Raw genomic sequence first — 25,635 nt, forward strand, 5'->3', positions numbered from 1 at the left:
CAAGGCCGCCGGGCAAATTCGCTTTTTTCCTCTACTGCGTGATAGGTTGTACGATGACTGATGAATATTCGTCCAGTCATCGCGCTATCCCTACAACAACAAGGAAACACCCATGAAAAAAGCAAAAGTGCTGATCGGTTTTCTGTGTCTGTTCAGCGGCTACGTCGCCGCCACCCCGGCTGCCGCGGACAAGGACGTGGCCCAGGCGGTCGACCACCTGACCCAGGCCATGCTGCACAAAGACATACCGGAACTGGACGCCTTGACCGCCGAGAACCTGACCTACGGGCATTCCAGCGGCAAGATCCAGGACAAGCAGGCCTTCATCGCCGACATCGAAACCGGCAAAAGTGCCTTCAAGACCCTTGAGATGCAGAACCAGAGCATTACCGTCTCCGGCGATGTCGCACTGGTCCGTCACCACTTCTCGGCGCAAGCGCTCAAGGGCACTGAAGTGGTGCCGACGGAAATCGAAAACTTCCAGATCTGGCAAAAGCAGGACGGTAAATGGCTGTTGGTAGGACGGCAGGCGTTCAAGTTCTGATACACATCTGAAGCCACCACTGTACCTGTGGGAGCGAGCTTGCTCGCGATAGCGTTGTGTCAGACACCTATGATGTCGACTGACACTCCGTCATCGCGAGCAAGCTCGCTCCCACAATGGTTTTGTTCAAGCGGCAGATGTGCGCATGACGTCGCGGTCAGGTATTGGTTTTCAACTTGGTCCACAGGCGCGTGCTCAAGCGGGCAATGGCCGCGGGCAAGTCCTCGACGGTAAACAGCTTGTCCATCACGCTCTTCGGCGGATAGATCGCCAGGTCCTGCTTCACCGCCGGGTCGACGAAGGCATCTGCTGCACTGTTGGGGTTGGCGTAATGGATGCTGTTGCTGATGTTGGCAATCACCTTCGGCTCCAGCAGGTAGTTCATGTAGGCATAGCCGTTCTTCTCGTGCGGTGCGTTCTTGGGCATGACCACCATGTCCAGCCACAAGGTGGAACCTTCGTCCGGGATCGAGTAGGCAATATCGATCCCGTTTTTCGCCTCCTTGGCACTGGCGGCGGCCTGCACGATGTCGCCGTTGAAACCGATCACCGCGCAGACGTTGCCGTTGGCCAGGTCGCTGATGTACTTGGACGCATGGAAATATTGGACGTAAGGCCGGATCTTCAGCAGTGCCTGCTCGGCTTTCTTGTAGTCGGCAGGCTCATGGCTGTGGGGCGGCAGGCCCAGGTAGTTAAGGGTGATCGGCAGGATCTGCGTCGGGTTGTCGATGATCGCCACGCCACACTCGCTGAGCTTCTTGATGTTGTTCTCGTCGAAGAACAGGCTCCAGGACCGGGTGACGTCGGTATTGCCGAAGATCGCCTTGATCTTCTCGACGTTGTAGCCGATGCCCGCCGTGCCCCACATGTAGGGGTAGCCGTACTGGTTGCCCGGATCGTTGACCTCAAGCTTTTTCATCAGTGCCGGGTCGAGGTTTTTCCAGTTGGGCAACTGGCTCCTGTCGAGTTTCTGGATGGCCCCGGCCTTGATCAGGCGCGACAGGAAGTGGTTCGACGGGCTGACCACGTCATACCCGGTGTTGCCGGTCATCAGCTTCGATTCCAGCACTTCGTTGCTGTCGTGGATGTCGTAGGTCGCCTTGATCCCGGTGTCCCGGGTGAAATTGGCCAGGGTGTCGTCGGCGATGTAGCCGTTCCAGTTGGAAATGTTGACGGATTCGTCTGCATAAGTGGCGGCGGAAAAGGTCGAGATCAGGGCCACAAGGGAAAGCGTATTGACGCGCATGTTGAATCACCTTCGATGGGAAGTGCTTTTGTTCTTGTTGTGAAATGGGTGTTTTCAGATTTCGCTTCTGGCCCGGACCGTCTCCACGCGCATACGCAGCATGGCACCGATGTCGAGCAAGGGCTTGGGCGGCAGCCAGCCGGGTTGTGCCCGTTGAATGACCGAGTGCATCAGCGGCGACTCACGACCCGAGGCCAGCTCCGCCAGCAAGCGGCCCCACAGCGTGCCCCGCGCCACGCCGGAACCGTTGCACCCGGCCACGGCAAACACGCCCTCCTCGACTTTGCCGAAATACGGTTGCCCGGAACGCGAAGCGCTGAGATGGCCGGTCCAGGTGTATTCGATGTCCTGCTCGCCGAGCATCGGGAAACGCCGTTGCAACCCCAGCACATGGTGCTGGCGGCGACTCGACAATTCGCTCAATGACAAATCCCGGGAGCGGTACTCCGCAGTGTTGCGGATCATCACCCGGCGATCCGGGGTCAGGCGCACCGTGGCCCCGAGCGGACGGGTCGACAGCACGCCCCAGGACGCTGGCGCACCGAGGGCTTGAAACTCTTGATCGCTGAGCGGTCGCGTGAGGCTGGCGCTGAGCTCCATCGCGAATGTGCCGCTGTCATCGATGCCCGCGCGAGGAATAAAGGCGTTCAGGCAGACCAATACCTGTTTGGCCTCGACGCAGCCGTTTTGACCACGGGCGCGAATGTGGCCGTTGCCCAGGCGCTCAAGGCCCGTGATATCGGTGTTCTCGTAGACCGTCACTTGCGGCGGCAAGGCATCGAGCAAGCCCCGAACGTACTTCGCCGGTTGCAGCAGCGCATTGCCGTTGCCGCACCAGATCGCGGCGCGGTAGTGCCGGCTGCCGAGTTTCTCGATCAACGACTCGCCTTGCAGAAACTGCGCGCTGGCGCCCACGGCGCGCAGGGTCTGCAGTTTGGCCTCGACCTGGGTCAGCTTGCCTGGATCGCTGACGGCGAAGAAATAGCCCGATTCCCTGAAGTCGCATTCGATGCCATGGCGGGCAATCTGCTTGCGGACTTCGTCGGCAGCTGCGCGGCCGATGGACGTATCCACTTGATACCCGGCGAACCCGTCACTGCCCACCAACTCGCCAGCGGCGGGATGCTCATGGGCCACCACAAAACCGGAATTGCGCGCCGAAGCGCCTTGCGCGGCCCGCTGCCGGTCAACGACCACGATGCGTGCCTGGGGGTGCATTTGCGCCAGAGCGTGTGCGGCACTGAGGCCGGTGATGCCGGCACCGATCACCAGCCAGTCGGCGTGCTGCGTGCCTTTGAGCGGCTCGCGCAGGGTCGGACTCCCCGCTTGCGCAATCCAGCCACAGATATTTTCCATGTGTCACCTCAGGTTCTTGTTCTGCGAACCGTCTCGATCCAAAGCAGCACCGCATGCAAAATTTGCATAAGCTGTTTTCGAGAACGGTGGCGATGACTAGAATCTAAAGGCTACAAACACGGGCAACCAACGTTATTAAATCATCGAGGCATTCTGAAAACGCATGGACAAGATTCGCCACGTGCCCTCGCTGCAGGGCTTGCAGGCCATGGTCGAAGTCGCCGGGTCAGGCAGCTTCACCCAGGCGGCGCAAAAGCTCTGCCTGACCCAAAGCGCCGTGAGCCGACAGATCCAGCAACTGGAGAGCCACTTTGGCGTGGCGCTGTTTGTCAGGAGCAGTCGCAGCCTTCAACTGACCGCCGAGGGCGAACAGGTACTGGCCAGCGCCCGCAGCATCCTCGAACAGCTGCGCACCCTCGAAGACCGGCTCGCGCCGCAAAAGCGCCCGTTCCGCATTCGCATGCACGTGTCACTGGCGGTGCGCTGGTTGCTGCCCAGATTGAGCGAGTTCTATCGGCATCACCCGGAGGTATCCCTGGCAATCGAAACCGTGGCCACCGAAGTGGTCGAGCCGGCCAGTGACAGCGATGCCTACATTCTCTATCTGCCCGAGCCGTCCACAGCGCCCGATTGCCTGACCCTGTTCGAAGAGGCGTTGGTGCCCGTGTGTGCGCCAGGGCTGGGCACCCCGACCCGGCCATTGGCTTCGCTGGAGGATCTGTCAGGGTTCGCCTTGCTGCACCGCTCCTCCGATCAACATGACTGGCAGGTCTGGCTGTCAGCCCATGGCGGCAAGGCGCTGCATGACTATCGGCACATCCCCTTCAACCTCGACGAACTGGCGCTCGATGCCGCCGCCCGGGGCCTGGGCGTGGCGATGACCGACATGACCCTGGCGGGAGAGTCGATTCAACGGGGCGAACTGGTGATTCCGTTTGGTGAGCCGTTGAAGACCCGGGGGATTTACTCGCTGTGCCTGCAACCCTCGGCCGCCGCGCATCCGGCGTGCGCGCCGGTGATGCAGTGGTTCACAGCGCAAACCACTGCCTGACCCTGTGGGATTGCTCAATCATCCTCATGCAACTTGATGCCGCGTTTATGCAACACATGAGGCACCACCAGCACCAGCAGCGTCAGGGCGAGGAAGAACGCCGAGATCGGTTGCGTGAGGAACACCGTCCAGTCCCCCTCGCTGATGGACAAGGCGTTGCGCAGTTGTTTCTCCGCCATCGGCCCCAGCAGCATGCCGACGATCACCGGGGCGACGGGGAAGTCGAACCGCCGCATCAACACCCCGCCCCAGCCAATCGCCAACATCAGGATCAGGTCGAAGGATGAGTGGCGCATGCCATACACACCGATGGTGGCGAAGACCAGGATGCCGGCGTTCAGGTACGGCCGGGGGATTTGCAGCAGTTTGACCCACAGCCCCACCAGCGGCAGGTTCAACACCAGCAGGATCGCGTTGCCGATGTACAGCGAGGCCACCAGCGTCCAGACCAGCTCCGCGGAGGTTTCGAACAGCATCGGCCCCGGTTGCAGGTTGTAGTTCTGGAACGCTGCCAACAGGATCGCTGCCGTGGCGGACGTCGGGATGCCCAGGGTCAGCAACGGCACCAAAGACCCGGTCGCGCTGGCGTTGTTGGCCGCTTCCGGGCCGGCCACGCCTTCGATGGCGCCCTCGCCCTTGTTGGCGGAAAACTCCTTGGGGTACTTGCTGAGTTTGCGTTCGGTGGAATAGGACAGAAAGGTCGGAATTTCGGCGCCACCGGCCGGAATCGAACCAAATGGAAAACCGATCAGCGTGCCCCGCAGCCACGCGGGCACCGAGCGTTTCCAGTCGGCGCGGGTCATCCACAACGAGGTCAGGCGATGCCGTCCTTCGTTTGATTCCTTTTGATAGAGAAGGCTGTACAAGGCCTCGCCCACCGCGAACAAACCGACCGCCACCAGCACCACTTCGATGCCGTCCACCAGTTCCGGCACGCCGAGGGTGTAGCGGGCAATGCCCGAGGTCGAGTCCAGGCCGATCAGACCGATGGTCAGCCCGACGCCCAGCGAGGCAAACCCGCGCAGCATCGAAGCGCCGAGTACCGCCGACACGGTGGTGAACGACAGCACCAGGATCGCGAAGTACTCGGTGGGGCCGAAATTCAGGGCCAGCCTGGCCACGATGGGCGCAAACAGCGTCAGCAAAATCGTGGCGAAGGTGCCGGCGACGAACGAGCCGATCGCCGCCGTCGCCAGCGCAGGTCCCGCCCGGCCGTTGCGCGCCATCAGGTTGCCTTCCAGGGCCGTGACCATGGAGGACGATTCACCGGGCGTGTTGAGCAGGATCGAAGTGGTGGAGCCACCGAACTGCGCGCCGTAATAGATACCGGCGAACATGATCAGCGCGCCAGTGGGGTCGACCTTGGCGGTGATCGGCAACAGCAGGGCCACCGTCAGCGCCGGACCGATCCCCGGCAGCACGCCGATGGCGGTGCCGAGCAGGCAGCCGATGAACCCCCACATCAGATTGATCGGTGTCAGCGCCGCGGCAAAACCCATCGCCAGGCTTGAAAGAATGTCCACGGTATCAATCTCCTTTCAAAGCCAGATGTTGATCAGCGACGGCAGGGAAACCCCGAGCCCGGCGTTGAACAGCCAGTAGATCGGCAGGGTCAAGGCAATGCCGATGGCGAGGTCCCGCAGGGGATGACGGCTGCCGAACCCCCGCGCCGAACAGGCAAACAGCAACCCGGCGGCGAGCACAAAACCGATCAGGTTGATCAGCACCGCCACCCCGACAAGCCCCGCCGTCACCCAGGCCGCACCGGTTTTTCCACCGGGCACCGTGGCGGAGTCGTTATCCAGCTCGCGAAAGCCGCCACTGACGGCCTGATACCCCAGCAGCAACCCCACTGCACCCAGAAACGCCGCCACGACATAGGGATAGACGTACGCCGGGAGGATCACGAAGCCCATTTCGGGCGGAAACCGGTAGGCGCCAATCGCCAATACGACGCTGATGGCGATCAGGCCGATGCCGACCGCCAATTGCGTCGGCACCACTGCGCGCTGTGTGGCCATGTCAAAGCAGCCCGACCTTGACCAACATGGCGCGCAACCGCACGTGTTCTTCCTCGACGAATTTGCCGAATTCATCGCCGGTCAACACGCTGGGCGTCCAGGCATTGGCCTGGATATTGTCCTGCCAGACCTTGCTGTTGCTGGCGGCCACGACCGCGTCGATCACCTCTTTACGCTGCTGCGGGGTGAGGCCCGAGGCACCGTAAACGCCGCGCCAGTTGCCGATCGTCACGTCATAGCCGCTCTCCTTGAGGGTCGGAGCATCAATGCCGGGAACCCGCTCCGGCGCGCCGATGCCCAGGACACGGAACTGACCGGTCTTGATGTATTGGCCCAGCTCGGCGTAACCGCCGGTGATCACCTTGAGCTGGCCGCCCAGCGCCTGGGCAACCACCTCGCCGCCGCCACCAAAGGCCACGTAGTTGACCTTGTTGACCGGCACGTCCAGCTTGCCGGCCAGCTCGGCGATGCCGATGTGATCCACCGAGCCCTTGGAGCCGCCGCCCCAGGTGATGCTCGTTGGCTTGGCCTTGAAGGCCTTGATCAGGTCATCAAGGGTCTTGTATTCAGACTCCTTGCGCACGGCGATCACGTTGTATTCGGTGAACAGCCGGGCAATGGGCGTCACATCCTTCAGGCTGATCTGCGGTTTGTTCTGTTCGATGCCCGCGACCATGATCGCGCCGACCACCAGCAATGCGTTCGGGTCACCCTTGGTGCTGTTGGCAAATTGCGCCAGCCCCAGGGTCCCGCCCGCCCCGCCCTTGTTCTCGAAGGTCACGGCCTTGGCCGTATTGGCCTCGACCATGGCCTTGCCCAGCACCCGGGCGGTCTGGTCGTAACCACCGCCCACGGAACCTGGGGCCATGAATTTCACGGTATCCAGCGCGAAGGCTGGTGCAACAAGCACGGCAGCGGCCAAACCGGCGGCCATGCAGCGACTGAAACGACGGATCAAAGCGGACATGGGCATCTCCTGATTGCATTGTTTTTATGGGTGCCGCTTGCCCATCGAGGTGTGCGATGAACATGGGCCTGCAAACAAGCTTAGGCCATGGATCCGTGGGTGGATCTGTTTTGCTGAAACCACCCGCCAAAGGCGGCGCAAGCCCCCTGTGGGAGCCCCTCTGTGGGAGCGAGCTTGCTCGCGATGGCGGTGTGTCAGATACCGAAAATGTCGACTGACACTCCGTCATCGCGAGCAAGCTCGCTCCCACAGGGCCCTGGGTGCTCCTGCCATCCTTTTATTACAACTTTGTCATCAAGCTGTTGGTCGGCTGTCCGGATCACTTCGTTAGCCTGAACTCACTGTCAGGCCAACCACCGGCAGCCACCCTGCCCTTGTAGAGAGAGATTCGTCATGAAAATGTTGATCGCGGGTTTTGCCGCCCTGCTCGCCACCGGTTCGGCGTTTTCCGCCACCCAGTCCACCTCGCCGGTCATCCACGACAAAACCGGTTTTTATGTGCACATGGATGTTGCCAAGGTCCTGTCGATGACCGACCTCAACGGCCAGTGCGGCATCGTTCCGGCCCAGTTCAACTACCTCGACCACCAGGGTCGCGAGCACCAGCTGGACTATCAGGTCCAGGGCGTAGGTTGCCTTGGTGAGAACTGAGCGGATGCCTGTATTCAGCGCCGACCGGGCTACACTTTCGCCATTGGCTCGCCCCTGTAGCCCGACCGGATCAGGCAGGTTTGCATGAACATCCTCGTAGTCGAAGACGAACCCAAGGCCGGCAATTACCTGCTCAACGGCCTGCAGGAACTCGGATACACCGTGAACCTGGCGCGGGACGGAATCGATGGCCTGCACCTGGCCCTGGAACATGATTTCGACGTGATCGTGCTGGACGTCATGATGCCGAAGATGGATGGCTGGGAGGTCCTGCGCCGCTTGCGCAAGGAAGCCGACACACCGGTGCTGTTCCTCACCGCCCGGGATGACATCGCCGACCGCATCAAAGGCCTGGAACTTGGCGCCGACGATTACCTGATCAAGCCGTTTTCCTTCGCCGAACTGGTGGCACGCCTGCGCACCCTGACCCGGCGCGGTCCTACCCGGGAAGAAGAACACCTGCACGTCGACGACCTGCAGATCGACGTGCTCAAGCGCCGCGTCAGCCGCGCCGGCAACCGCATCACCCTGACCAACAAGGAGTTCGCCCTGCTGCACCTGTTCGCCACGCATCAGGGCGAGGTGCTGTCACGCTCGATGATCGCCTCGCGGGTCTGGGACATGAATTTCGACAGCGACACCAATGTCGTCGATGTCGCGGTGCGCCGCCTGCGCCTGAAAATCGATGATCCGTTCCCGCTCAAGTTGATCCACAGCGTGCGCGGCATCGGCTACCGCTTCGACACTCAACCCTGAATGCCCCCATGAATGTGATGACGCCGCTGCAATCCGCCTCCCGTCTCAGCCACTCCCTGACCCTGCGCCTGGCGCTGGTGTTTGCCCTGCTGGCGTTTGTCTCGCTGGCGCTGCTGGGCGTGGCGCTGTACCGCGACCTGGAGCGCGAGTTGATCCATCGCGACGACATCGCCCTGATCACCCGCATCGACCAGTTGCGCACCTTCCTCAACGACAGCAACACCCTGGACCTGATCAAGGCCAAGCCGGCGCTGTTCCAGAACATGATGGGCAACCGCGAGGCCCTGCTGACCATCGGCACCCCTGGCCAACCGCCGTTGCTGGTGGTTAACCCGGGCAACCTGACGATGCCGGTGCTGACCCCGGTGGCCATGGATCATCGGCTGACCCTGAGCGACGTGCAGCATTTGCCCAACGTCAACGGCGTGCCGTTTTCCGCCCTGGCGGCGACCATCGACTCCGGTGACCTGGGCAGCCTGCAAGTGGTGACCGGGCGCCTGATGACCGAGCGCACCGCCGTGCTCGCCGACTACCGGCTCAATGTGTACCTGTTCGCCAGCGTCGCGGCAATCCTGCTGGCGCTGTCCGGTTATGTGCTGGTGCATCGCGGCCTGTTGCCCGTGCGGCGCCTGGCCCGCCACACCCAGAGCATCGACGTCGGCAACCTCAACGAACGCCTCGACAGCCAGGGCGCGCCGCTGGAACTGCTGCCCATGATCGACGCCTTCAACGCCATGCTCGACCGGCTGGACAAAGGCTTCATCCAGCTGGGTCAGGTGTCGACCGACATGGCCCACGAGCTGCGCACGCCGATCAACAACCTGCTGGGCGAAACCCAGGTGGCCTTGCAGCAGAACCGCAGCACAGACGCCTATCAGCAGCTGCTGGCCTCGAATGTCGAAGAGCTGGAACGCCTGGCGCGCATGCTCGACAACATGTTGTTCCTGGCCCGCACCGATCCGCGCAGTGCCTTGCGCCAGCGTCAGGAGCTGGATGCCGCCGACGAGATGCAACGCATGGCCGATTATTTCGAAGGCCCGGCGACCGACGTTGGCATCTGCATCGATGCCCGGGGCAGCGGCTTGATCTGGGCCGAGCCGATGCTGCTGCGCCGCGCATTGGCCAACCTGTGCGCCAACGCCATCAAGTACGGCGCGCCGCATTCCGAGCTGTGCATCCACGCCAGCCCGACGGCCGACGGCGTCCAGGTGCAAGTGCGCAACCACGGCCCGACCATCCCGGCCCGGCATCTGCCACGGCTGTTCGAACGCTTCTACCGGGTCGACGAGTCCCGCGAACGCTCGGCCCAATCCAATGGCCTGGGCCTGTCGATCGTGGCGACGATCATGCAACTGCACAACGGTGCCTGCCACGTCAGCAGTGCCGACGGCATCACCTGCTTCGAACTGTTTTTCCCGGCGCGGCAACAGCATGAGTAGCGTCCTGGCGAAAACCGGCCGGGACACTTGCGACAAAACAATGCTCTAGGGTGCGTGTCTTGACCTAACCTCATTGGCTATGTGACTAACAACCCGTCGAGCCCGCCGATGCGCAATGTCTTGAAGTCAATGATTCACGTCGCCTTCGCGGTTCTGGCGGCAAGCCCGGGATGGCTGTTGGCGGGGGACATGGCCGACGCCCCGGCTCCTGCTCTTGCCCCCGCTCCCGCCCCCGCAGCCCCGATCATCAGCATCTCCGACGGCGAATTGCTTGGGGTGCAGAACCAGCTCAACAGCCTCAAGCAGCAGGTTTCCCTGGCCACCAATTACACCCAGCTGGAAAGCTCACAGGACCAGGTGCAAGTACTGATTCAGGAGATTGAACGCCTGTCCACATCGCTGCTGCCTGGACAGGCGCAATTGCAGGCGCAACTGAACGTGCTGGGGCCAGTGCCGCTCGACGAGAACGCACAGGTGACGACTGCCATTACCTCTCAACGAGACACCCTCAGCGAGCAAAAAGACAAGATCGACAGCCAACTCAAAACCCTGGCCGCGCTTAAAAAAAGTGCCGCCGAGTTGATCACCCAGATTGGCAGTATTCGGCGCAGTCTGCTGGAAGCGGAAGTGACCCAGCAGACCAGCAGCATCCTGAGCCCGAGCTTCTGGTCGCCATTGTTCGCCCTTCCGATCGAGGACCGCCAGCGCTTCAGCGCCCTCATCGAGCAACTCGAGGTCACGCACCGGGCCGCCTGGCAACCCGGACAACGCGCGATCACGGCCACCCTGCTGTTGCTGGCCCTGGTCATATGGACCGTGGGGCGAAACCTCGCCGGCCGGGGCCTGGCGTGGCTGTGCTTCAATCGAATGCCAGCAGGCCGGCTGCGGCGCAGCTCCCTTGCGCTGGCGTCGGTGATGGCGACGCTGCTGACCGCCGGCATCGCCCTGCAACTGCTGCATTTTGCCGGGACCCGGCAACTGCCCTACCCCCCCCAGCTGGACGACCTGGCGCAGTATCTGGAAAAACTGGCCTATACCTGCGTGCTGATCACCGGGCTGAGTCGCGCGCTGCTGTCGACCAAACATCCTTCATGGCGCCTGCCCGATATTGCCGATCGGGTGGCGCTGGCGATGGAGCCCTATCCGCGGTTGCTGGCCAGCCTGCTGCTGGTGCTGGTAACCCTGGTACAAATGAGCAATGTCACCGGCATGAGCGCCGAAGTGGTGTTGTTCGGTCGGGGCATCGTGGCCTTGGTCGTGGCACTGGTGATCGGTGCGCTGCTGTTGCGCGTCAACAAGACTCGCCGCGACCTGATAGCGGCCGGGGAAAACCCCGAAGGCGTCACCACCTTCGCCGGTCTGATTTACACCTTCACCGGCGCTGCCGTGGTGGTGTCCCTGTTCGCCCTGTTGATCGGCTACGTGACGATGGCCCGGTTCATCACCTATGAACTGGTCTGGATATTCATCATCTTCGCCGGCTTCTACCTGCTCGCACAGGTCTACCAGGACACCTGCGACTACGTTTTTTCACCCCGGCAACCCACCGGCAAGGCGATCAAACAACTGCTGGGCATCGGCAATCCACGCCTGGAGCAGATTTGCACCGTCATGTCCGGGGCTGGCCGCGCCATCCTGATGCTGATCGGCGTCATTGCCCTGTTTGTCGGCGGCGTGGGGACGACGTTAGGGCAACTGGTCACCGGCACCGTGGCCATTCTCGGTGGTGAAGGGCTGCGCAAGCTGAACATCGTCCCGGACAATTTGATGCATGCCCTCCTGACACTGATGATCGGTGTCTACCTGATACGCACGCTGCGCCGCTGGCTGGATAACGAGTTCCTGCCCAAAACCGAGATGGCCCCGGGCATGTGCGCCTCGCTCAGCACCCTGTTTGCCAATATCGGCTACGTGTCCGTGGTCCTGCTCACACTGGCGTCGCTGGGGATCAAGTGGACCAACCTGGCCTGGATCGTCAGTGCCCTGTCAGTGGGTATCGGCTTTGGCCTTCAGGAGATCGTGAAGAACTTCATCTCCGGCCTGATCCTGCTCACCGAGCGTCCGGTGAAGGTCGGCGACCTGATCAGCATCAGCGGCGTCGAAGGCGACATTCGCCGGATCAACGTACGGGCCACGGAAATCCAACTGGCCGACCGTTCGATCATGATCGTGCCCAACTCCCATCTGATTTCACAGAACCTGCGCAACGTCACCCTCGGCGGCAGCGCCCAGGGCGTGGTGATACTCGAACTGATGTTCCCGCTGAACATCGATCCGGAGCTGGTGCAGAACCTGCTGATGGACACCTACACCGAACACGAATCGATCCTGGACAAACCAGCGCCGTTTTTGCGCTTCAGTCAGCTGAAACCCGAAGGCATCACATTGACCATCACCGGGTATGTCGGCAGCCCACGCACGGTCGGCGCGATCAAAAGCGAGCTGCTGTTTGAAATTCTCAAGCGGCTGGGGACCGCCGGGATTGAACTGGCGAAACCGCCACCTACCGCGTAACACCCATCCGTAGGAGCTGCCGAAGGCTGCGATCTTTTGATCTGATTTTTAAACCAGGATCAAAAGATCGCAGCCTCGTTGCACTCGACAGCTCCTACAGGTTTATCAATGGGCGATACACACCGACTTGAGCTCGGTATAAGCCTCGATCACCGCACGGCCGAACTCACGGCCCATGCCCGACTGCTTGACGCCACCGAATGGCATCGCCGGGTCGAGCAGCACGTGGGCGTTGACCCACACCGTACCGGCTTCGATGCGTGGCACCAGGTTCATGGCTTTGCCCAGGTCATTGGTCCACAGGCTGGCAGCCAGGCCGTAGCGATTGTCGTTGGCCAGTTCGATCACGGCGTCTTCGTCGTCGAAAGGCATCACGCCCAGCACCGGGCCGAATACTTCTTCGCGGGCCACGGCCATGCTGTGGTCGATGTCCGCCAGGATGGTCGGCTGCACGAAGAAACCGTCGCCTTCCAGCAACTCGCCGCCAGTCACCACCCGCGCACCTTGCTGGCGGGCCAGTTCGATGTGCTTGAGTACGCTTTGCTGTTGCTTGCGCGACACCAGCGGGTTGATCGCTGCATCACAGTTCATGCCCGCGCCAATCGGCATCGAGGAGACGGCGGCGGCCAAGGCTTCGACGAATTGGTCGTGGATCGAGCGGTGCACGTAGAAGCGCGAAGCGGCGGCGCAGACCTGGCCGTTGTTCAGCAAGCCGCCGAGGATCGCGCCTTGCACGGCTTTTTCGATGTCGGCATCGGCGAGCACGATCATCGGGTTCTTGCCGCCCAGTTCCAGGGAGAAGCGCGTCATGTTTTCCATGCACGCCACGCCGACGCTCTTGCCCACGGCGGTGGAACCGGTGAACGACACTTTGCTCACCAAAGGATGCGCGGTCAGCACGCCGCCAACGGAGGCGCCGCCACCGGTGACCACGTTGAATACGCCGGCCGGGATGCCGGCTTCCAGCGCCAGTTCAGCCAGGCGCATGGCGGTCAGCGGGGTTTCCATGGCCGGCTTGATGATCACCGTGCAACCGGTGGCCAGGGCCGGCATCAGTTTCCAGGCGGCGATCAGCAGCGGGAAGTTCCACGGCACGATGCCGACCACCACGCCCACCGGCTCGCGCTTGGTGAATGCGGTGAACTTGGCGCCCGGTGGCAGCGGGATCGATACATCGAAGGTCTGGCCTTCGATTTTGGTCGCCCAACCGGACATGTAGCGCATGAATTCTACGGTGGCGTTGAGGTCCAGCGCACGGGCCATGTTGATCGACTTGCCCTGGCTCAGGGTTTCCAGCTGGGCCAGTTCTTCGGCGTGTTCTTCGACCAGACGGGTGAAGTTCAGCAGGATGCGTTCACGGTCCGCCGGACGCAGGCTCGACCACACGCCAGATTTGAAAGCCTTGTGGGACGACTGCACGGCGCGCTCGACGACTTCCAGCGGCGCATCCAGGGTTTCGCACAGGGTTTGCCCGGTGGCCGGGTTGACCACGGCGATGCTGTCGCCCTCGGCAAACACCCACTGGCCATCAATGAAGCAGCCGTGGCGACGTTCGAGGAATGCAGCGACCTGGGGCAGGATTTCAACGTTGCTCATAATTCACCTTTTATTCAGACGAGTTGTTCAGGCGCAAATCCGGCCTGATCAGTGTTGTTCTTTGAGGAAGCACGCGACCGCCTGGCGGTCGTCGGCGGAAGCCAGGCCCATGTAGGGCATGTAGGTGCCCGGCACGAAGGCCTGGGGCTGGGTGATCAGTTGCGTGATGTTCTCGGCCTGCCAGTCGACGTCTTTGTCGCGCATGGCCTGGGAGTAGCTGAAACCCGCCAGCGAGCCGGACTTGCGCCCATACACACCAAACAGGTTCGGCCCCATCATGCCGGTCGTGCCCTTGGTCACCGCGTGGCAGATGCTGCACTCGGTGGCAAACACTTCGCCACCACGACGCGTGTCCGGGGCGCACTCGGCGGCGGACACCGCCTGGACCAGGGTGAAGGACAACAAACCGATCAGGGGCAAACGCAGCGAAGTGAACATAGGGAGACGACCTTGAAAATCCACGCGCCCGCCAGCAGGCGAACGCCAACACTAAAAATGCCGAGGCAACGGTGCTTCGGCAGGTTGGTAGGGATTGTCGGTGGTCGCCGGCACGCAGGTTTTGCCCTGCGTGCCAGTTGTGTTGGCCGGGCTGCCAAACCGGGCAATCTGGCATGCACAACCAACTAATTGGCAAACAGGGAAAAGGGCAAACAATAGCCGCGCCTTAGTATCCGGACAGACCGCAAACCTGCGCTCAAGAACAAGAACGGATGCCACACCATGCTCAAGTCCCCCTTGCTTCGTCTCTCGACGCTTGCGCTGATGATCAGCGCCGGCAATGCCGGTGCCTATGAACTCTACGCCGATGACGACAGCCATCTGAACGCCACCCTGGAAGCGGTGTTCGGCATTTTCCACAGCCAGGAAAACTACGCCCTGTCCGGCCGCCTGAATGAAGGCAGCTCGTCGTGGCGCGAGGGCTACATCAAATACGGCTTGAGCTTCGATCAAGGCCTGGGCGGTGTGGGTACCGCGTACGGCGCGGGGAACATGCTCAGCTCCGGCACCTGGGGCGATGGCGATGCCGCCGGCTTTTCCGATGGCTCGGAACGCACCACCAAGTTCGAAGACGCCTACCTCGGCTGGCGCTCGGCCGATCTGTTCGGCGCGTTGGGCAGTGACGGCGTCGACCTGTCCTTCGGTCGTCAGAACATTGTGGTCGGCGACGGTTTCCTAATCGACGGCGATGCACTGAACATGGGCAAGGGCCTGGCCGACGGTGAATTCAACCGTGGTGGCGCCTACTACCTGGCGGCCCGCAAGGCCTTCGACGAAACCGCCGTGTTACGTCTGGGCGGCAAGGAAGGCTGGCGCAGCGACCTGATGTGGCTCAAATCCGACAACCGCGCCCAGGCCAAGACCGAAATGTACGTCGGCACCCTGGAGCACGTGGCCGAGGCCGGCACGGTCGGCCTGACCTACATCAAGACCACCGACATCGACGAACAGTACGCCTCGCCGATCCAGCTCGAACGCGACGGCATGAAAACCTACAGCCTGCGTGCGGCAGGCAACGCCGGGGTGAAAGACCTGTTCCTGTCCGGTGAATACGCCAAGCAGGACAAACCCAACACCTCCAGCGAAGACGCCTGGTACCTGGAAGCCGGCTGGACCTTCTCCGAAGCAGTCTGGACGCCTAGCGCCAGCTACCGCTACAGCCGTTTCTCGGAAGGCTACGACACCCTGTTCTACGGTTTCAGCCGTGGCTACGGCACCTGGTTCCAGGGTGAAGTGGCGGGCAACTACGCCGGGCCATTCAACAGCAACTCGCGCATCCAGAACGTCACGCTGAAAGTCTCGCCACTGGAGAACCTCACCGTCGGCGCGATGTACTTCAACTTCGACACCATCGACCGCAATCTGGGCAACACCGATGGCCACGAAGTCGACCTGTACGCCGAATGGCACGTCAACGACCACCTGACCGTGATGCCACTGGTGGGCATCTACCAACCGGACAAGAGCGCCGAAGACGGTGGTACCCAACTGGGTAACAACGACAAGAACGTTTACGCCCAGGTGGTGTTCGCCACCGGTTTCTGATTTCGGCCATGGGCAGTGGCGTTGTCGTTGCCCACGTGGAAGTTGAATCAGTTGGTGGGGAGCTTTCGTATCTGAGATTTGCAGTGCCTGATACACCGCCTTCGCGAGCAAGCCCGCTCCCACACTGGATTTTTGCCATACACAAATCTTGTGTTCACCGCAGATCCCTGTGGGAGCGGGCTTGCTCGCGAAGAGGCCGGCACATTCAACATCAATGTTGCCTGACACTCCGCCTTCGCGAGCAGGCTCGCTCCCACAGTGTCTAGTGGCTAGCCGGGTCGATCGACCTGATCCAAAGCCCGATTCACCGCCAACTCCCCCAGCATGATCACTTGTGCGATACCCAGCAGGGTGTTGCGGTGCGTGCCTTCCAGGAAACCCGCCAGGTCATTGACCATGACGTTCGCCGAGGCCAGCGATTCGCAGGCGTGGGCCAGCAGGGTTTCGGTGTCGATGTCGGGGTTGATGGTGAACAGTGTGGAGGGTTTGTGCGGGGCGGCCATGATGTGCAGGGCCGGGTTGGGGCAAGCGTCGTTGTCCGGTGGATCAGGGGTAACCTTTGACATGACTTTCTTTTCCGTTGTGATGCAGCCACTCCGTCGCTGCTAAACGAGTGTATGGTCAGCCCACCTCCTGCAACCACGAGCGATGAGCGGTAAAGCATGCTTGCGCTAATGTATCCGGGCTCATGGTTGGCAGTTTTGCCGCCTGGCCCTTGATGAGTAGTCGCTCCTGCCTGTCCTTAAAAGGGTGCCAGCTTCGAGAGCTGCCTCGTTTACCAGGTTTTCATGCAGGGGTTGAGCTGTTTATCGTCATCATCTTGTCGTCGCAAAAGCCGGTAGGGAATTTCGATCAAGCCATGGGTTGTGCGTTGTAGCTGACTCCGCGAGCTAAAACAGCCCATACGATCCTTGCCAATTTATTGGCCAAAGCGCAGGCGACTTTATTCGGGTGCTTTCGTATCAGCAGGTCTCTGCACCAAGTCCCCAAAGCATCCGTACGTTTATCTATGTGCACAAGAACTGCACGCGAGCCTTGAATCATAAGCTTTCGAAGGTATTTATCACCGCGCTTGCTGATGTTCAAAAGGACGGTTTGGTCGCCTGTTGAATACTGCCTCGGCACCAGTCCCAGCGAAGCGGCGAAGTCTCGCGACGAGTGAAAATTGGAAGCGTCGCCGACGTCGGCCAGCAGCGCGCTAGCGATGATAGGGCCGATGCCGGGGATGCTCATCAGGCGTGTTCCCGCATCATCAGCGTCCACTTGCTCTTTGATACTCCGGTCAATCGCCTTAATCTCGTCGTTGAGCCGTTTCATCTCTTCCAGTAGATGTTCAATAAAGGACTTCAGCTGTTGCGGTAACTCTGCGGCCGGGTCGTCCAGAATTTGGTGAACCTGATTCATAGCCGCTTTTGTTGCAGGCAATGCGATCCCGAACTCAAGCAAGAACCCGTGAATGCGATTTATCGTTTGAGTCCGATGGCCTACCAACGCCTCCCGAAGACGGTGCTGGGTCGATAGCACTTGCTGTTCCACGGTTTTGATGGCGACGTAACGTGTTTTAGGACGGGATGCGGCTTCGCAGATTGCCTCAGCGTCGATGTAGTCGTTTTTGTTGCCGGTGACGTAGGGTTTTACATGCTGCGGCGCGATCAATTTCACTTGATGACCGAAGGACAAGAGCTTCCTGGCAAGCCAGTGTGAACCGCCACAAGACTCCATCGCTATGGTGCAGGGCTTCAGCCTTGCGGCAAACTCAAGCAAGCGGCTGCGATTGAATTTCTTGCGCAGTACTTCCTTGCCTTTGGCGTCGTGCCCTATGAGATGAAAAGTGCTTTTTCCAATATCCAGGCCAAGCAAGTCCAAGATGTCCATGAGAGGTCTCCGCAAGTCAGTGAGAACCCCGGTAAGTTTAGATTTACCGATGCTCCCGTACTGGGCTGACCATCTCATTAGGGTGGTGGCCATACGCAGGTTGGTAGACCGGGATGCAAGGAGACCGGCGCGCCCGAAAGCGCCCTGTGCATGGCCACCATAAAGCAGAGTAGAAAAACGCTGCAGATGATGACGCTTTGCACCTCACATAGCCGGGCTACCAAACCCGATCACTGTTATTTTTCAGCGACCGGCAAACGATAAAACCCAGCCCCAAGGCGCACAAGCCGGCGGATTCTGGCGTACGTGTAGGCAACGACGCAAGGCGTTGTAGCTTTCATGAAGTAACGCCTACATCGCTTAAACAGGCACGTTTAAACAGTGACTCTTCTAATCACCTGACAACAAACCTGAAGTTCGAGGCTGCTCCTATCCCCCAAGGGATATATACACCGCAAAACCCCGATTGCTAGTTTGGCCCCCGACGCACTGATTCATCACTGCAAGGGAGCCCGCCTCGTGAACAACACCCCGCCAAGCGATATCGAATTCTGCAATGTGGTCAAACGCTATGGCGAGGTGCAGGCCGTCAGCGGTCTGGATTTCGCGGTGCGGCGTGGCTCGTTTCATTCCTTTCTCGGCGGCTCGGGCTGTGGCAAGACCACCACCCTGCGCATGATCGCCGGCTTCGAACAGCCCACCAGCGGCGAGGTTCGTCTGGCTGGCAAAAGCGTGGCCGGCGTGCCAGCGTTCGAGCGTCCGGTGAACATGGTGTTCCAGCATTACGCGCTGTTCCCGCATCTGACCGTGGCGCAGAACATTGCCTACGGCCTGCGTTATCGCACGCCGCGCCCGGACAAAAAACAGCAACTGCGCATGGCCGATGAGGCGCTGGAGATGGTGCGCCTGAACGGCTTTGGCCAGCGCAAGCCGAGTGAATTGTCCGGCGGCCAGCAACAGCGTGTCGCCCTCGCCCGCGCCTTGGTCAACAAGCCGACAGTGTTGCTGCTCGACGAGCCGCTGGCCGCGCTGGACCGCAAGCTGCGCAAGGAGATGCAATCGGAACTGCTGCGTTTGCAGCGTGAGGTCGGCATCACTTTCGTGCTGGTCACCCACGACCAGGAAGAAGCCTTGTCGATGAGCGACAGCATCAGCGTGATGCACAACGGTTCGATCATCCAGACCGCCACCCCGGAACAACTCTACGAAGCCCCGGCCAGTCGCTACGTGGCTGACTTTATCGGCGAGTCCAACCTGTTCGACGGCACCGTGCGCCAGCTCAACGGCAACTCGGTGGTGCTGCGTACCGAGCAAGGACTGGAGCTTACCAGCCCCCTCACCCCCACCGGCAAAGGCCTGAGCGCCAATGCCGCCGGCTGCATCGCCGTGCGCCCGGAGTTGATCAGCATCGCCAGCGCCAACGCCGAAATGACCCGCGAAGTGAAGCTGCCGGGTTGCGTTGAAGACCGCATCTATCTGGGCAATTCCACCGAGTACCGCGTGCGCACCCAGGCCTTCGGCGTGGTCTGCGTGCGGGTTCCGCGCCAGCAGGACCACGGCGCCAATGCATTCGAACACGGCGCGCCAGTGCGCGTCGGCTGGGATCACGCCAATGGCCTGGCCATGGCGTTGTAAATCATCGATTCGTTTCATCAACCGGATGTGGAGCGTGCTATGGACCAGAAGACTTTTATAAAAACCCTGCGCAGCTGGCAGAACGGCTCGATCAGTCGCCGCGAGTTCCTTGGCCGCACGGGCCTGGGGATCGCCGCCGCCGTGGTCGCCACCAACATGCCCGGCCTGCTGACCTCCACCGCCGAGGCCGCCGAGCAAACCAAACTCGGTGATCGCCTGTCGCTGGCGACCTGGCCGAACTACCACAGCCAGGAAAACCTCGACGCCTTCGGCAAGACCACCGGCGCCCGGGTGTCGATGAGCGTATTCGGTTCCAACGAGGAAATGCTCGCCAAATTGCAGGCCGGCGGCAGTGGCTGGGACGTGCTGGTGCCGACCAACTACACCATCAGCACCTACGTCGGCCTGGGGCTGATCGAGCCGCTGGACCTGTCGCGCATTCCCAACTTCGATGCCTCGGCGTTCCAACAGAAGTTCATGGCCCAGGGCACAGTGGACGGCAAGGTCTACGCGGTGCCGAAGAACTGGGGCACCACCGGCATGCTCTACGACACCGGCAAGCTGAAAAACGGCCCCACCAGCTGGAAGGAATTCTGGGCCGCCGCCCAGGGCCCGGCCAGTGGTCGCACGATCGTTCACGACTACCAGTTGACCGCCATCGGCAACGCGCTGAAAAGCTTCGGCTACAGCTTCAACTCCCTGGACCCGAAAGAACTCGCCGACGCGGAAAAGCTGCTGATCGAGGTCAAGCCGCACCTGTTCGCGATCAACTCCGACATCCAGCCGTCGATGCGCAGCGGCGATGCCTGGCTGGCGATGTCGTGGACCGGCGACGCCTCGCAACTGCACCGCGACAACGCGCAAATGCAGTTCGAACTGGGCAAGGAAGGTGGCGAACTGTGGAGCGACTTCTTCGCGATTCCCAAAAGCTCGGAGCACAAGGACGCCGCCTACGCCTTCATCAACTACCTGCTCGACCCGCAGCACAACAAGCTCGAAGTGCTGAGCCACGGCTACCCGAGCGGCGACAAGCGTGTCGACGCGCTGCTGCCGGTGGCGATGCTCGACGATCCGATCATGTACCCGGCCGCCGAGGCCCTGAGCCCGCTGGAGTTCGGTGCCGCCGCGACGCTGACCAGCCCGGCCCGCGCCGAGCTGATGGCGCGTTTCAAGTCCGCCTGATCGCCTGACCATGGCCAATGAGGAGTCACCCATGAATGCCGCCGCCCACCCGCAAACGGTGCAGCCGGGCCATGCCCTGTCGGTCGAGGTTCGCCAACGGCGCAGCATCGGCCGGCGCATCACCCTGCTGATGCTCTTGCCTTCGACCCTGTGGTTCCTGCTGCTGTTGTTGATGCCGCTGGTGATCATCCTGGTCTTCAGTTTCGGCGAGCGCAGCGCCGTGGGCGGTTACGCCGGTGGCTTCACCCTGGCCAACTACCTGAACCTCGGTTCTCGCGGCGCGGCGTTCAGCAATACGCTGATGCTCGCGCCGCTGGGCACCCTGGTGTGCCTGGTGGCGGCTTATCCATTGGCGTACTTCCTCGCGGTCAAGGTCACAAGGAACCGCTCGCTGTTGCTGACCCTGGTGATCGTGCCGTTCTGGACCAGCTTCCTGATCCGCACCTACGCGTGGATTTTCATCCTCAGCGGCAAGGGCATTCCGGCGCTGCTGGCCAGCCTGGGGCTTGAGGATGTGCGGCTGATCAACACGCCGTGGGCGGTGCTGATCGGCATCGTCTACGGCTACCTGCCGCTGATGGTGTTCCCGATCTACGTCAGCCTGGAAAAACTCGACAAGCGCCTGCTCGAAGCCTCGGCGGACCTCGGCGCCAGTGCCTTCGAAAGCTTCCGCCGGATCACCCTGCCGCTGTCTGCGCCGGGGATCATCACCGGAGTGATGCTGGTGTTCATCCTGTTGATGGGCGAGTTCCTGATCCCGGCCATTCTCGGCGGCGGCAAGGTGTTCTTTGTCGGCAACGCGCTGGTCGACCTGTTCCTGCAATCGCGCAACTGGCCGTTCGGCAGTGCGCTGGCCATGACGCTGGTGGCGATGATGCTGCTGATCATCGGCGTGTACTTGAAACTGGTGGCGCGCTACGGCGGCCGCCCTGCCGACGGAGGCCTGTGACATGTGGCTGCGCAGCTATTCGACCTCGCTGTACCTGTTTCTCTACGCGCCGATTGCCTTGATCGTTCTGTTCAGCTTCAACGCCGGGCGCAGTGGCCTGGCCTTCCAGTGCTGCTCGGTGCAATGGTTCGGCACCGCCTTCGGCAACCCGTTCATCATGGAAGCCCTGGGCAACAGCGCGCTGATCGCCTTCAGTTCAGCGGTGATTGCCACGCTGTTCGGCACCCTGGCGGTGTTCGGCTTGCAGCGCTGCGGCGCCAAGGTGCGCCTGCTGTTCGATGCCCTGACCTACTGCGCGATCATCGTGCCGGGCATCGTCATCGGCATCTCGACGCTGATTGCCTTCATCAGCCTGTTCGACCTGATCAACCCGCTGCTGGCGAGCTGGTTGCCGACGGTGCCGAAGTTGAACATGGGGTTCTTCACGGTGATCGCCGCGCATTCGTTGTTCACCATGGCCCTGGTGATGGTGATCGTGCGCAGCCGCGTCGACTCGCTGGACAACGCCTTGCTGGAAGCCTCGGCGGACCTGTACGCGCCACCGATGGACACCTTCTGGCGGGTGACCTTGCCGCAGATCAGCCCGGCGATCATGGCCGGATTCCTGTTGGCGTTCACCTTCAGCTTCGACGATTTCATCATCGCGTTCTTCGTCGCCGGTTCCGAAACGACGTTGCCGATCTACATCTTTTCCTCCATCCGCCGCGGCGTGACACCGGAGATCAACGCGATTTCCACGGTGATCATCTGTGTGTCGCTGGCCCTGCTGTTCACTTCCCGCCATCTGCAAAACCGCCGCACCGGCGTCCAGGAGTCGCACCATGCGTGATCAGCTCTACATCAACGGCGAATGGGTCAGTCCGGACCTGGGCGGCTATCTGGACGTGATCGATCCGGCCACCGAGCAAGTCTTCCACCGGGTCGCGGCAGGCACTGAAGAGGATGTCGACCATGCCGTGCGCGCGGCCCGTCGCGCCTTCGACAATGGCTGGGGTCAAACCAGCGGCGCTGAACGTGCACAGTGGCTGGAGGCGCTGGCCGATGAACTGGAAAGTGGCCAGCAGGCGCTGGCGGAACTGGAAGTGCGCGACAACGGCAAGCCCTTGCCCGAAGCGCAGTGGGACATTGGTGATGCCATCGGTTGCTTTCGTTACTACGCCGGTTTGGCCCGCGAACTGGATCAGCAACAGGACCAACCGCTGGCCTTGCCGGATGAGCGCTTTCGCTGCCGCATCCGCCACGAGCCGATTGGCGTGGCCGGGCAGATCATCCCCTGGAACTACCCGCTGCTGATGGCCGCGTGGAAGGTCGCGCCAGCCTTGGCTGCCGGGGCCACCGTGGTGTTGAAACCGTCCGAACTGACACCACTGACCGCCCTGGAACTGGCCGCCGCCGCCGACCGCATCGGCTTGCCCGCCGGGGTGTTGAACCTGGTCACCGGCCTCGGCGCCGACGCCGGCAGCCCGCTCACCGAGCATCCGGGGGTAGACAAACTGGCCTTCACCGGCAGCGTACCCACCGGGGCGAAAATCATGTCGGCGGCGGCGCGGGACATCAAGAACATCAGTCTGGAACTGGGGGGCAAGTCGGCCTTTATCGTGTTCGATGATGCCGATGTCGACGCCGCCGTGGAGTGGATTCTGTTCGGGATTTTCTGGAACCAGGGCCAGGTGTGCAGCGCCACGTCACGCCTGCTGGTGCAGGAAAGCATCGCCCCGCGCCTGATCGAACGCCTGGTGGAGGAAACCCGCAAGATCAGCATCGGCCCCGGCATGCAGCCCGGCGTGCTGCTCGGGCCGTTGGTCAGCCAGGGCCAGTATGACAAGGTGCTCGGTTTCATCGACCAGGGCCTGGCCAGCGGCGCCCGTTTGCTCACCGGCGGACGGCGACCGGCGCATCTGGCCGAAGGGTATTTCATCGAGCCGGCGATCTTCGACGAACCGGGGCATAGCAGCATTCTGTGGCGCGAAGAAGTGTTCGGCCCGGTGCTGTGCATCAAGCGTTTCAAGACCGAAGAGCAAGCGCTGCAAATGGCCAACGCCAGCCGCTTCGGCCTGGCCGCCGCCGTGATGAGCGCCGACTTGCAACGCACCGCCCGGGTCGCCAACCAGCTGCGCGCCGGGATCGTCTGGGTCAACTGCTCGCAACCGACCTTCGTCGAAGCACCCTGGGGCGGGATGAAACACAGCGGAATCGGCCGGGAACTGGGGCAATGGGGGCTGCACAATTATCTTGAGGTCAAGCAGGTAACCGAGTACGTCAGCGACCAGCCGTGGGGGTGGTACTTGAAGTAAGCAGGTCAACTGTGGCCAGCCGTGGGATTGGTGGTCACTGAAGATCAAAATTGTGGGAGCGAGCTTGCTCGCGATAGCGGTGGGTCAGGCAATATCTCTGTTGGGTGTGCAGGCCTCTTCGCGAGCAGGCTCGCTCCCACAGGGGTTGTGGCCAGCCGTGGGATTAGTGGTCACTGAAGATCAAAATTGTGGGAGCGGGCTTGCTCGCGATAGCGCTGGGTCAGCCAACATCTCTGTTGGATGTGCCGGCCTCTTCGCGGGCAAGCCCGCTCCCACAGGGATTGTGGCTGGCCGCGGGATTGGCGTTCACTGAAGATCAAAATTGTGGGAGCGAGCCTGCTCGCGAAAGCGCTGGGTCAGGCAATATCTCTGTTGGATGTGCCGGCCTCTTCGCGAGCAGGCTCGCTCCCACAGGGGTTGTGGCTGGCGTGGGATTGGTGGTCACTGAAGATCAAAATTGTGGGAGCGAGCTTGCTCGCGATAGCGCTGGGTCAGTCGACATCTCTGTTGGATGTGCCGACCTCTTCGCGGGCAAGCCCGCTCCCACAGGGATTGTGGTCGGCCGTGGGATTGGCGTTCACTGAAGATCAAACTGTGGGAGCAGGCTTGTGACAACGGGTTATCAACGCGTAACTTGAATGACCCGTCCTTCAAGACACGCCGGAGTTGATCCATGCGCATCGCCTTGCTGTCCGACATGCACCTGTCCGTCAACGCGATCCCTTTTCCCGCCGTGGAGGCCGATATCGTCGTGCTCGCCGGGGACATCGCCCGGCCGGCCAAGGCCATCGAGTGGGCCAGAGCCTGCCCGGTTCCACTGCTGTACGTGGCGGGCAATCACGAGTTCTATGGCAGTGACCTGGTCTCCACCTACGAGCAACTCAACAGCCTGGCGCAAGGCACGCAGATCCATGTTCTGGAACGCTCGGAGTACGTCCACGACGGCGTGCGTTTTCTCGGCTGCACGCTGTGGTCTGACTATCGCTTGCTCGACAGCCCGGAGGATCGGGCGCTGGGCATCGATCTGGCGACCCAACTGATCCGTGACTTCAGCCACATCAGAATCGCCCCCGACTTTCCTGACCTGTTCACACCGGCCATTTCCCAGCTGGTGTTTCTGCAGACAGTCGCCTGGCTGGAAGACTGCTTCACCCGCGACAGCAGCACGCCCACGGTCGTGGTCTCCCATTTCGCCCCGACAAAGTCGAGCATCAGCCCGACCTTTGCCGGTTCGCCGATCAACTCAAGCTTTGTCTCGGACCTGGAAGCGCGGATCAAGGACTGGCAGCCGGCACTGTGGCTGCATGGCCATACCCATGGCAGCTTTGACTATCGAGTAGGTAACACCCGCGTGGTCTGCAACCCCCGGGGCTATGCCAAAAATGGCATCAATGAAAATCCCGATTTCGATGAGGCGCTCGTGATCGATCTGTAGATGTGAAGTCGCGCTGAAATCAAAAGTCCCCAGGCTCGCGCCCGATGGAACGCCGGCAACCCGCTACACTTTCCTCGCTCC

Annotated in this window: 22 protein-coding genes; 13 read left to right on the plus strand and 9 right to left on the minus strand. The window is 61.6% G+C overall.

Going from position 1 to position 25,635, the window contains the following annotated elements; translation table 11 throughout:
* The first annotated feature begins 112 nt into the window (after nucleotides 1-112).
* Complete coding sequence (locus tag AC3IP0_RS16675; RefSeq protein ID WP_489316208.1) at nucleotides 113-544, plus strand: nuclear transport factor 2 family protein; 432 nt, start codon at nucleotides 113-115, stop codon at nucleotides 542-544.
* A 157-nt stretch (nucleotides 545-701) separates the two neighbouring features.
* On the opposite strand, the gene AC3IP0_RS16680 is transcribed toward AC3IP0_RS16675, so the two are convergent.
* Together AC3IP0_RS16680 and AC3IP0_RS16685 are read right to left on the minus strand one after the other, a co-directional pair.
* Nucleotides 702-1,790 carry a polyamine ABC transporter substrate-binding protein gene (locus tag AC3IP0_RS16680; RefSeq protein WP_489325371.1) on the minus strand — a complete coding sequence of 363 codons (1,089 nt, stop codon included), beginning with the start codon at nucleotides 1,788-1,790 and terminating at the stop codon, nucleotides 702-704.
* 54 nt (nucleotides 1,791-1,844) lie between these two features.
* On the minus strand, nucleotides 1,845-3,146 hold the full coding sequence (locus AC3IP0_RS16685; RefSeq protein ID WP_489316210.1) for an NAD(P)/FAD-dependent oxidoreductase: 1,302 nt from the start codon (nucleotides 3,144-3,146) through the stop codon (nucleotides 1,845-1,847).
* Nucleotides 3,147-3,309: 163 nt separating this feature from the next.
* Between AC3IP0_RS16685 and AC3IP0_RS16690 the strand changes: the two genes are divergently transcribed.
* Nucleotides 3,310-4,197, plus strand: a complete 888-nt coding sequence (locus AC3IP0_RS16690; RefSeq protein ID WP_489325373.1) for a LysR substrate-binding domain-containing protein — start codon at nucleotides 3,310-3,312, stop codon at nucleotides 4,195-4,197.
* Nucleotides 4,198-4,211: 14 nt separating this feature from the next.
* Here AC3IP0_RS16690 and AC3IP0_RS16695 read toward each other — a convergent pair whose 3' ends face one another.
* The 3 genes from AC3IP0_RS16695 to AC3IP0_RS16705 are packed head-to-tail and all read right to left on the minus strand — an operon-like array spanning nucleotide 4,212 to nucleotide 7,185.
* On the minus strand, nucleotides 4,212-5,720 hold the full coding sequence (locus AC3IP0_RS16695; RefSeq protein WP_223442175.1) for a tripartite tricarboxylate transporter permease: 1,509 nt from the start codon (nucleotides 5,718-5,720) through the stop codon (nucleotides 4,212-4,214).
* A 15-nt stretch (nucleotides 5,721-5,735) separates the two neighbouring features.
* The gene (locus AC3IP0_RS16700) at nucleotides 5,736-6,218 is read right to left on the minus strand and encodes a tripartite tricarboxylate transporter TctB family protein (protein ID WP_489316212.1); all 483 of its coding nucleotides are present in this window, start codon (nucleotides 6,216-6,218) and stop codon (nucleotides 5,736-5,738) included.
* A 1-nt stretch (nucleotide 6,219) separates the two neighbouring features.
* Nucleotides 6,220-7,185, minus strand: a complete 966-nt coding sequence (locus AC3IP0_RS16705; protein WP_489316213.1) for a tripartite tricarboxylate transporter substrate binding protein — start codon at nucleotides 7,183-7,185, stop codon at nucleotides 6,220-6,222.
* A gap of 393 nt (nucleotides 7,186-7,578) precedes the next feature.
* Here AC3IP0_RS16705 and AC3IP0_RS16710 point away from each other — a divergent pair, with 393 nt between their 5' ends.
* From AC3IP0_RS16710 to AC3IP0_RS16725, 4 genes are all read left to right on the plus strand, one after another.
* Nucleotides 7,579-7,836, plus strand: a complete 258-nt coding sequence (locus AC3IP0_RS16710) for a DUF2790 domain-containing protein (RefSeq protein ID WP_489316214.1) — start codon at nucleotides 7,579-7,581, stop codon at nucleotides 7,834-7,836.
* Nucleotides 7,837-7,920: 84 nt separating this feature from the next.
* Entirely contained in the window at nucleotides 7,921-8,592 is a 672-nt protein-coding gene (locus tag AC3IP0_RS16715; protein ID WP_223441305.1) for a heavy metal response regulator transcription factor, read from the plus strand.
* A gap of 8 nt (nucleotides 8,593-8,600) precedes the next feature.
* Nucleotides 8,601-10,031, plus strand: a complete 1,431-nt coding sequence (locus AC3IP0_RS16720) for a heavy metal sensor histidine kinase (protein WP_489325374.1) — start codon at nucleotides 8,601-8,603, stop codon at nucleotides 10,029-10,031.
* Nucleotides 10,032-10,139: 108 nt separating this feature from the next.
* Nucleotides 10,140-12,545, plus strand: coding sequence for a DUF3772 domain-containing protein (locus AC3IP0_RS16725; protein ID WP_489325376.1), 2,406 nt, complete (start codon nucleotides 10,140-10,142; stop codon nucleotides 12,543-12,545).
* Between the two features lie 105 nt (nucleotides 12,546-12,650).
* On the opposite strand, the gene AC3IP0_RS16730 is transcribed toward AC3IP0_RS16725, so the two are convergent.
* Both AC3IP0_RS16730 and AC3IP0_RS16735 read right to left on the minus strand, forming a co-directional pair.
* Entirely contained in the window at nucleotides 12,651-14,141 is a 1,491-nt protein-coding gene (locus AC3IP0_RS16730; RefSeq protein WP_489316217.1) for an aldehyde dehydrogenase family protein, read from the minus strand.
* 48 nt (nucleotides 14,142-14,189) lie between these two features.
* Nucleotides 14,190-14,579 (minus strand): c-type cytochrome, encoded by a 390-nt coding sequence (locus tag AC3IP0_RS16735; RefSeq protein WP_489316218.1) that lies wholly within the window; start codon nucleotides 14,577-14,579, stop codon nucleotides 14,190-14,192.
* A 282-nt stretch (nucleotides 14,580-14,861) separates the two neighbouring features.
* On the opposite strand from AC3IP0_RS16735, the gene AC3IP0_RS16740 reads away from it, so the two are divergent.
* Nucleotides 14,862-16,184, plus strand: a complete 1,323-nt coding sequence (locus tag AC3IP0_RS16740; protein ID WP_489316219.1) for an alginate export family protein — start codon at nucleotides 14,862-14,864, stop codon at nucleotides 16,182-16,184.
* Between the two features lie 269 nt (nucleotides 16,185-16,453).
* On the opposite strand, the gene AC3IP0_RS16745 is transcribed toward AC3IP0_RS16740, so the two are convergent.
* The gene (locus AC3IP0_RS16745; protein ID WP_489316220.1) at nucleotides 16,454-16,750 is read right to left on the minus strand and encodes a DUF6124 family protein; all 297 of its coding nucleotides are present in this window, start codon (nucleotides 16,748-16,750) and stop codon (nucleotides 16,454-16,456) included.
* A gap of 286 nt (nucleotides 16,751-17,036) precedes the next feature.
* Nucleotides 17,037-18,059 carry an IS110 family RNA-guided transposase gene (locus AC3IP0_RS16750; protein WP_489315948.1) on the minus strand — a complete coding sequence of 341 codons (1,023 nt, stop codon included), beginning with the start codon at nucleotides 18,057-18,059 and terminating at the stop codon, nucleotides 17,037-17,039.
* Between the two features lie 519 nt (nucleotides 18,060-18,578).
* On the opposite strand from AC3IP0_RS16750, the gene AC3IP0_RS16755 reads away from it, so the two are divergent.
* The 6 genes from AC3IP0_RS16755 to AC3IP0_RS16780 all read left to right on the plus strand — a co-directional run bounded on the left by AC3IP0_RS16755 (nucleotide 18,579) and on the right by AC3IP0_RS16780 (nucleotide 25,554).
* Nucleotides 18,579-19,694, plus strand: a complete 1,116-nt coding sequence (locus tag AC3IP0_RS16755; RefSeq protein WP_489325378.1) for an ABC transporter ATP-binding protein — start codon at nucleotides 18,579-18,581, stop codon at nucleotides 19,692-19,694.
* Between the two features lie 39 nt (nucleotides 19,695-19,733).
* Nucleotides 19,734-20,876, plus strand: coding sequence for an ABC transporter substrate-binding protein (locus tag AC3IP0_RS16760; RefSeq protein ID WP_489325379.1), 1,143 nt, complete (start codon nucleotides 19,734-19,736; stop codon nucleotides 20,874-20,876).
* Between the two features lie 31 nt (nucleotides 20,877-20,907).
* Nucleotides 20,908-21,825: an ABC transporter permease gene (locus tag AC3IP0_RS16765; RefSeq protein ID WP_489316223.1), complete on the plus strand. Its 918-nt coding sequence runs from the start codon at nucleotides 20,908-20,910 to the stop codon at nucleotides 21,823-21,825.
* A 1-nt stretch (nucleotide 21,826) separates the two neighbouring features.
* Nucleotides 21,827-22,654 carry an ABC transporter permease gene (locus tag AC3IP0_RS16770; protein ID WP_489316224.1) on the plus strand — a complete coding sequence of 276 codons (828 nt, stop codon included), beginning with the start codon at nucleotides 21,827-21,829 and terminating at the stop codon, nucleotides 22,652-22,654.
* A complete protein-coding gene (locus AC3IP0_RS16775; protein ID WP_489325381.1) occupies nucleotides 22,647-24,119 on the plus strand; it encodes an aldehyde dehydrogenase family protein in 1,473 nt (490 codons plus the stop codon). The genes AC3IP0_RS16770 and AC3IP0_RS16775 overlap by 8 nt, the downstream gene beginning before the upstream one ends.
* A gap of 673 nt (nucleotides 24,120-24,792) precedes the next feature.
* The gene (locus AC3IP0_RS16780; protein ID WP_489325382.1) at nucleotides 24,793-25,554 is read left to right on the plus strand and encodes a metallophosphoesterase; all 762 of its coding nucleotides are present in this window, start codon (nucleotides 24,793-24,795) and stop codon (nucleotides 25,552-25,554) included.
* The last annotated feature ends 81 nt before the right edge of the window (nucleotides 25,555-25,635 follow it).

This window comes from Pseudomonas sp. GL_103 (genome assembly GCF_057835175.1).

Bases quoted from the DNA above. Each gene is read 5' to 3' on its own strand.
- AC3IP0_RS16675 (WP_489316208.1), top strand. From the start codon at position 113: ATGAAAAAAGCAAAAGTGCTGATCGGTTTTCTGTGTCTGTTCAGCGGC.
- AC3IP0_RS16680 (WP_489325371.1), bottom strand. From the start codon at position 1,790: ATGCGCGTCAATACGCTTTCCCTTGTGGCCCTGATCTCGACCTTTTCC.
- AC3IP0_RS16685 (WP_489316210.1), bottom strand. From the start codon at position 3,146: ATGGAAAATATCTGTGGCTGGATTGCGCAAGCGGGGAGTCCGACCCTG.
- AC3IP0_RS16690 (WP_489325373.1), top strand. From the start codon at position 3,310: ATGGACAAGATTCGCCACGTGCCCTCGCTGCAGGGCTTGCAGGCCATG.
- AC3IP0_RS16700 (WP_489316212.1), bottom strand. From the start codon at position 6,218: ATGGCCACACAGCGCGCAGTGGTGCCGACGCAATTGGCGGTCGGCATC.
- AC3IP0_RS16705 (WP_489316213.1), bottom strand. From the start codon at position 7,185: ATGTCCGCTTTGATCCGTCGTTTCAGTCGCTGCATGGCCGCCGGTTTG.
- AC3IP0_RS16710 (WP_489316214.1), top strand. From the start codon at position 7,579: ATGAAAATGTTGATCGCGGGTTTTGCCGCCCTGCTCGCCACCGGTTCG.
- AC3IP0_RS16715 (WP_223441305.1), top strand. From the start codon at position 7,921: ATGAACATCCTCGTAGTCGAAGACGAACCCAAGGCCGGCAATTACCTG.
- AC3IP0_RS16720 (WP_489325374.1), top strand. From the start codon at position 8,601: ATGAATGTGATGACGCCGCTGCAATCCGCCTCCCGTCTCAGCCACTCC.
- AC3IP0_RS16725 (WP_489325376.1), top strand. From the start codon at position 10,140: ATGCGCAATGTCTTGAAGTCAATGATTCACGTCGCCTTCGCGGTTCTG.
- AC3IP0_RS16730 (WP_489316217.1), bottom strand. From the start codon at position 14,141: ATGAGCAACGTTGAAATCCTGCCCCAGGTCGCTGCATTCCTCGAACGT.
- AC3IP0_RS16735 (WP_489316218.1), bottom strand. From the start codon at position 14,579: ATGTTCACTTCGCTGCGTTTGCCCCTGATCGGTTTGTTGTCCTTCACC.
- AC3IP0_RS16740 (WP_489316219.1), top strand. From the start codon at position 14,862: ATGCTCAAGTCCCCCTTGCTTCGTCTCTCGACGCTTGCGCTGATGATC.
- AC3IP0_RS16745 (WP_489316220.1), bottom strand. From the start codon at position 16,750: ATGTCAAAGGTTACCCCTGATCCACCGGACAACGACGCTTGCCCCAAC.
- AC3IP0_RS16750 (WP_489315948.1), bottom strand. From the start codon at position 18,059: ATGGACATCTTGGACTTGCTTGGCCTGGATATTGGAAAAAGCACTTTT.
- AC3IP0_RS16760 (WP_489325379.1), top strand. From the start codon at position 19,734: ATGGACCAGAAGACTTTTATAAAAACCCTGCGCAGCTGGCAGAACGGC.
- AC3IP0_RS16765 (WP_489316223.1), top strand. From the start codon at position 20,908: ATGAATGCCGCCGCCCACCCGCAAACGGTGCAGCCGGGCCATGCCCTG.
- AC3IP0_RS16770 (WP_489316224.1), top strand. From the start codon at position 21,827: ATGTGGCTGCGCAGCTATTCGACCTCGCTGTACCTGTTTCTCTACGCG.
- AC3IP0_RS16775 (WP_489325381.1), top strand. From the start codon at position 22,647: ATGCGTGATCAGCTCTACATCAACGGCGAATGGGTCAGTCCGGACCTG.
- AC3IP0_RS16780 (WP_489325382.1), top strand. From the start codon at position 24,793: ATGCGCATCGCCTTGCTGTCCGACATGCACCTGTCCGTCAACGCGATC.